This is a genomic window from Streptosporangium sp. NPDC048047 (assembly GCF_040653115.1).
Taxonomy (GTDB): domain Bacteria; phylum Actinomycetota; class Actinomycetes; order Streptosporangiales; family Streptosporangiaceae; genus Streptosporangium.
Window position 1 is genome coordinate 1 of the sequence record NZ_JBEZNH010000112.1, and the last position, 6,115, is coordinate 6,115.

The following is a 6,115-nucleotide window of genomic DNA, read 5'->3' on the forward strand; positions in this document are numbered from 1 at the left end:
GCCACCAGCAGGACGTCACCCAGGACACGGCCCAGTTGTAGGCGGCCCTGGCCGCGCCGCAGTGTGAACGCAGCGCGGCCTCCTGAGTCGCGTTCGGGTCCAGGGCGAACCGATATGCCTGGACCACGAAACCGGCCTGCGGCCGGAACTTCTTCATTCCTCGTCGACTTTTGCGGTCGCGGCGGATACGGCGAGTTCGGCGCGGCGCCTCGCCGAGCGCCGCCCGTACAGGCGGGCGCACATGGAGGTGAGCACCTCGGTCATGTCACCCACCAGGTCATCGGCGCTCTCGTCCGGCTCCAGGACCACCAGGCGGCGCCCGGTCGCGGCCAGTGCGGATTCCAGGTGTTCAACACCGAATCGGGCCGGCCTGTCACGGTGCTCGACCACGATCACACCCGCGGTCGGGTCGGTCAGCACGCGATGCAGCTCGCGGCGCTTGCCGTTCAATCCGGACCCGATCTCCTTGACCACCTCGCCGACGGCCAAGCCCTCGGCGTTGGTGCCCTCGACGACCCGAACGGCCTGCCGATCCAGGTCGCCCTTCTGGTCGTCGGACGACACGCGGCAATACGCGACCACCCGACCAGCCGCAACGGCGGGTTCTTCGACGATCCACGTACCGGAGGGCGCCTGGCGGACGGGTACGGGCATCTTGCCGTCCTTCACCCATCGCCAGGCGGTCTGATAGCTCACGCCTGCTGGCGCGCCCACTCCGAAAGCTTCACGCATTCATGATGCACGACTATGCATGATCATGTTTGCCTATAAAAACTTGAGCAGTTACCAACCCTCCGCCGCGTCCCTGGGGGAACCGGTCGTTCGGCCGCACCCTGGAAATCATCGAACACGCCCACGAACCACTCCGGACCGTGTTCAATTGGTTCCGCAAAGTTTCGGACTTTCAGCCCGCCACCGGTCAGGCGGCCCTCCGCTGAGGAAAACCAGGAGGCATTCATGTTCGGAGGGACGATGAAGACCATCGATCAGCGAGTGAGCGACCTGGAGGCCTGGGCTTTCAGGACGGAAGCGGAGCTGGCTGATATCAGGGAGACCCTGAACTCTCTCCGTGAGACCGCCAGGGGGAAAGTCGGCGGAGCCTCCCTGAAGGCCCGGATGAGCTCGATGGACGGCAAGCTGGAGCTGATCCTGGCGAAGCTGAACTGATGTCCCGCGGCGGGGGCCCGGGGCACGGCCCGGACCCCCGCCGAGCGGTCCTACAGCCAGTCGCGGCGTTTGAAGACGAGGTACAGCGTGACGCAGACGGCCGCCATCAGCAGCACCGCGAACGGGTAGCCGAAGACCCAGTGCAGCTCCGGCATGTGGTCGAAGTTCATGCCGTAGATGGTGCCGACGAGAGTGGGGGCGAACAGGATCGCGGCCCAGGCGGAGATCTTCTTGACCTCCTCGTTCTGCGCGTTGCTGGCCTCGGTGAGCCGGGTCATGTGCTCGTTCTGGGCCTGGGCGACCATGGTGGAGTTGACCACGAGGATGTCGTGGAGCATCTGCCGGAAGCCGCTGACCCGCTCCGACACGGTGATGGCGTGGTCGGCGACGTCGCGCAGGTAGCGCTGCAACTCCTGGTCCATCCCGTACTTGTCGGCGCCCGCGATGAACCCCTCGATCATGCCGAGCAGCGGCCGGGTGGCCCGCTGGAACTCGATGACCTCCCGGGACAGCTCGTAGATGCGGCGGGAGACGCCGGGCTCGTTGCCGAAGACCTGCACCTCGATCTCGTCGATGTCGTTCTGCAGGCCGGCCACCACCGGCGCGTAGCCGTCCACGACCGCGTCCACGACGGCGTAGAGCACCGCCTGGGGGCCCTGGCGGAGCAGCTCGGGGTCCGCCTCCATGCGCCGGCGGACCTGGGACAGGTCCGGCGCCTCGCTGTGCCGTACGGTGATCACGAAGTTGCGGCCGACGAACAGGTGCAGCTCGCCGAAGTCGACCTCCTCGACCTCGTCGACGTAGCGGGCGGGGCGCAGCACCACGAAGAGGGTCTCCCCGTAGCGGTCGGCCTTGGGACGCTGGTGGGCGACGATGGCGTCCTCGACGGCCAGCTCGTGCAGGTCGAACTCCTCGGCGACGTTGTAGATCACCCCGTCCTCGGGACGGTAGAAGCCGATCCAGGCCATGCTGCCGGGGGTGTTCTTCAGGCACTCGAACGCCTCGGGCAGCGATCCCGGCGTGGCGGCCCGCCGCCCGTCGACGTAGATCGCGTTGTCGATGACGTGCGACCGGGTGGAGACCGGCTCGGCCTCGGCGGAACGGGGGTCCATCGACCGCTCGGGGGAGTCGCGGTCGACATCGGGGCGGCCGCGCATCCGGCTCCGCATGCCCAGTATCCGCCGGTCAGCCACCTGCTCCTCCTCGTCCGCCCCGCCGGGCGCCCCGATCCTGTGCGTGCCCGCGCCGTCTACCCGGGCGGTCGCCGGGAAACCTCGCGGACGCGGTCCGCGCCGCAGGCCGGAGCGGCCGGCGCCCGGATCCGGCCTTGTCTCCTTTCGACCTTATCGCCGGTAGACCAAGCGTCATGGGACGCTTTGCTCCGGCGACGTTGAGGGGAAGTGAACTTTGAACGAGGTGTTGGAATCCTTGACCGCGGCCCAGGCGGGGCCGCCCCCGTGGGTCGTGCTGCTGTCGGCGGCGGTCGCGCTGGCGACGGTGGTGTGGTCCAGGTCGTGGCACCTTACCAGGGGGCTGATCACCATCGCGCACGAGGGCGGCCACGCGCTGGCGGCGCTGCTCACCCGGCGCAAGCTCCAGGGCATCCGGTTGCACTCCGACACCTCCGGGGTCACGCTGACCCGGGGCAAACCACGCGGGCCCGGGATGATCCTGACCGCCGCCGCGGGCTACGTCACCCCCTCCCTGCTGGGCGTGGGCGGCGCCTGGCTGACCGCCACCGGGCACGTGGCGATCCTGATCGCGGTGGTGATCGGGCTGCTCGCCGGCATGCTGCTGCTGATCCGCAACCTGTTCGGCGCGGTGAGCCTGCTGGCGACCGGTGGGGCGATCTTCGCGGTCACGTGGTACTCCCCGCCGGAGGTGGACGCGGTCCTCTCCTGTCTGGCCGTGTCGTTCCTGCTGTTCGGCGGTGTCCGGCCGATCCTGGAGCTGCGGCGCAAGCGGCGCCGGGGCCACGCCCCCGACTCCGACGCCGACCAGCTCGCCCGGCTGACCTTCCTGCCCGGCGGGTTCTGGGTGCTGCTGTTCCTGCTGGTGGCGTTCGCCTGTCTGGCGGGCGGAGCGTGGCTGCTGAACCCGCTGCCGTGGCCGGCCTAGGGTCCCGCCCGCGATCATCCGCCCGGCCCGGGTTCCCGCCCGCGATCATCTGTCCGGCCGTTCCAACGGTCCGTCACGCTCGGTGACGGACCGTGAAGGCAAACCAACTCTGTTACCCGATATATACCCTCATACTCACATTGAACGTGGTAATTTCGGTCAAGAACGACAACCTCTTCGGTCTCCGACCGAGAAGCGCGGAAAGTTTTTCTGAACAACTTTCGCATCCCTCACATAAGCCCAGGTCAGACTAAATGTCACGATTTGACTCGTGAGATTTACACGGGTGAGACGTGTAGCTTGTAACTGGTTATTTCTCGGGTTATCCGGAATTCTCTCCCCTGGAAGACAGCAGGGAGATTGCCGTGAATGACCACTATGAGCTTTATTGCCTAGCGGACCCGATCTTCTACGACACTCTCGACAGTGACCGGAGCGAGCACCCCGATTTCCCGCTCGCCGGCCGGGAGGTGCCGGAGGGTTGGGCGCACCAGCCGACGGACACGTGGATGCACTACGCGCCCGGCGACGCGAGGACGCCGAAGCAGGGCTGGAAGATCCACGTGTCGGCGTGCCTGGACGACGCCGAGCGGGCGATGGAGCTGGTCTGGGACTACTGCGTGCCCCGTGGGATCGCGTTCAAGTTCCTGCGCAGCCGGCCGGTCGTGACGATGCTGAACTCCAAGGCGGCCCCCCGCGGGTCCAGCGGCAAGCTGGTGACGATCTACCCCGTGGACGAGGCGCAGCTGGAGCTCACGCTGAAGGAGCTGCACGAGCTGCTCCGCGGCGTCTCCGGCCCCTACATCCTCAGTGACCTGCGCTACGGCGAGGGCCCGCTCTTCGTGCGCTACGGCGGCTTCGCCACCCGGTACTGCCTGGACGACAAGGGCGAGACGGTGTACGCGATCGAGGACTCCGACGGCCGGCTGGTGCCCGACGTGCGCGGGCCGTCCTTCTCCGTGCCGTCCTGGGTGACGCTGCCGGAGTTCCTGGAGTCGCACCTCGCGGCCCGCAACGCGGTCACCACGGGCGGCCTGCCGTACGAGATCGAGAGCGTCCTGCACTTCTCCAACGGCGGAGGGGTCTATCTCGGGCGGGAACTCCGCGGCGGCAGGCGCGTGGTGCTGAAGGAGGCCCGCCCGCACGCCGGCCTCGACGCCGCGGGCCGCGACGCCGTGGCGCGCCTGGGACACGAGCGCGACATGCTGGAGCGTCTGGCCGGGCTGGACTGCGTGCCCGAGCTGATCGACTACTTCGTCCTGGGCGAGCACCACTTCCTGGTGCAGGAGTTCGTCGACGGCAACCCCCTGCAGCGGCAGCTGGTGCAGCGCTATCCCCTCACCCGGACCGGCTGCGACGCCGGGACCCTCGCCGAGTACACCGCGTGGGTCATGGAGACGCTTCCTGCGGTCCGGCGGGCCGTCGACGCGCTGCACGAGCGCGGCGTGGTCTTCGGCGACCTGCACCCCAACAACATCCTCATCACCGCCGAGGGCCGCCTGGTGATGATTGACTACGAGGTGGCGACCCTCGCCGAGGATCGCGGCCGCGCCGCCCTGGGCCACCCCGCGTTCAACGCGCCGCGCGGCCGCCAGGGCGTCGAGATCGACGAGTACGCGCTGGCCTGCCTGTGCTTCGGGCTGTTCGCGCCGCAGCTCACCGTCACCCAGTCGCTCGACCGGGCCAAGGTGTTCCAGCTCGCCGAGCTGGTCGTCGAGACCTTCCCGGTGCCGCCGGAGGTGGTTCGGGAGGCGGTCCGCACCATCGTCGGCGACGACCCGGTGACGCCGCGGCCCCTCCCCCGGCTCGCCCCGGACGACTGGCCCGCACTGCGGGACGCCATGTGCCGGGCGATCCTGGCGAGCGCCACCCCCGGGCGCGACGACCGTCTCTTCCCCGGTGACGTGGCCCAGTTCAGGCCGGGCGGCGGCCTGAACCTCGCCTACGGCGCGGCCGGCGTGCTCTACGCGCTGGACGCCGCCGGGGCCGAGGTCCGCCCCGAGCACGTGGAGTGGCTGCGCCGCCGCGCGGCGTCCCCCGTCTCCGGGACCGGCGTCGGGTTCTACGACGGGCTGCACGGCGTCGCCTACGTCCTCGACCGGCTCGGGCACCGCCAGGACGCGCTCGACGCGGTCGAGGTGGCCATGCGGGAGAAGTGGGAGGGGTTGGAGCCCGGCCTGTTCGGGGGTCTGGCCGGCGTCGGGCTGAACCTCCTGCACCTGGCCGGCACGACCGGCGAGCAGGGTCTCGCCGACCTGGCGCTGCGTGCCGTCGGCGTCTGCGCCGACCGGCTCGGCGGGGTGGAGGACGTGCCGGAGACCAGCGGCGGCGGCAACCCGCGGGCCGGGCTGATGTACGGCTCGTCCGGGCCCGCCCTCCTCTTCCTGCACGCCTACGAGCGGACCGGCGACGCCGGGCTGCTCGACCTGGCGGCCGTGGCGCTCCGGCAGGACCTGCGGCGCTGCGTCACCGTCCAGGACGGCTCGCTGCAGGTCACGCAGGGGTGGCGCACGCTGCCCTACCTGGACGAGGGGTCGGTCGGCATCGGCCTGGCCCTCGCCCGCTACCTGGCCCACCGCGACGACGACGGCTTCCGGACCGCGCTGCGCGACTGCATGCGCGCCGCCCGGAGCCGTTACTACGTCCAGCCGGGGCTGTTCACCGGCCGGGCCGGCATGATCGCGGCCCTGGCCGCGGTCCCGGAGCCGGAGGAGCTCGCGGAAACCGAGGAGTTCGCGGAGCTCGCGGAGCTCGCGCCGGGCGACCCCGCCCGCAGCGCCTCCGTGAGACGCGGTCCCTGACGCGGCGACGCGCCCTCGAACCCGGTGAC

The 6,115-nt window shown here is 69.9% G+C and carries 5 protein-coding genes and 1 pseudogene; 3 read left to right on the forward strand and 3 right to left on the reverse strand.

What is annotated here, in order from left to right; all coding sequences use genetic code 11:
* The coding region (locus tag AB0D67_RS38740; RefSeq protein WP_362947341.1) for a helix-turn-helix domain-containing protein at positions 1 to 157 on the reverse strand (157 nt) is incomplete at its 3' end.
* Positions 154 to 728: pseudogene (locus tag AB0D67_RS38745) on the reverse strand (IS607 family transposase). The gene AB0D67_RS38740 and the pseudogene AB0D67_RS38745, both read right to left, overlap by 4 nt.
* Before the next feature lie 244 nt (positions 729 to 972).
* Here AB0D67_RS38745 and AB0D67_RS38750 point away from each other — a divergent pair.
* On the forward strand, positions 973 to 1,167 hold the full coding sequence (locus AB0D67_RS38750) for a hypothetical protein (RefSeq protein WP_362947330.1): 195 nt from the start codon (positions 973 to 975) through the stop codon (positions 1,165 to 1,167).
* 50 nt (positions 1,168 to 1,217) lie between these two features.
* Here the strand turns inward: AB0D67_RS38750 and AB0D67_RS38755 are convergent, their stop codons facing one another.
* Positions 1,218 to 2,360, reverse strand: a complete 1,143-nt coding sequence (locus AB0D67_RS38755; RefSeq protein ID WP_362947333.1) for a magnesium and cobalt transport protein CorA — start codon at positions 2,358 to 2,360, stop codon at positions 1,218 to 1,220.
* Between the two features lie 223 nt (positions 2,361 to 2,583).
* Between AB0D67_RS38755 and AB0D67_RS38760 the strand changes: the two genes are divergently transcribed.
* Complete coding sequence (locus AB0D67_RS38760) at positions 2,584 to 3,285, forward strand: M50 family metallopeptidase (protein WP_362947336.1); 702 nt, start codon at positions 2,584 to 2,586, stop codon at positions 3,283 to 3,285.
* A 365-nt stretch (positions 3,286 to 3,650) separates the two neighbouring features.
* Positions 3,651 to 6,086, forward strand: a complete 2,436-nt coding sequence (gene lanKC, locus AB0D67_RS38765) for a class III lanthionine synthetase LanKC (protein ID WP_362947338.1) — start codon at positions 3,651 to 3,653, stop codon at positions 6,084 to 6,086.
* Positions 6,087 to 6,115: the final 29 nt, after the last annotated feature.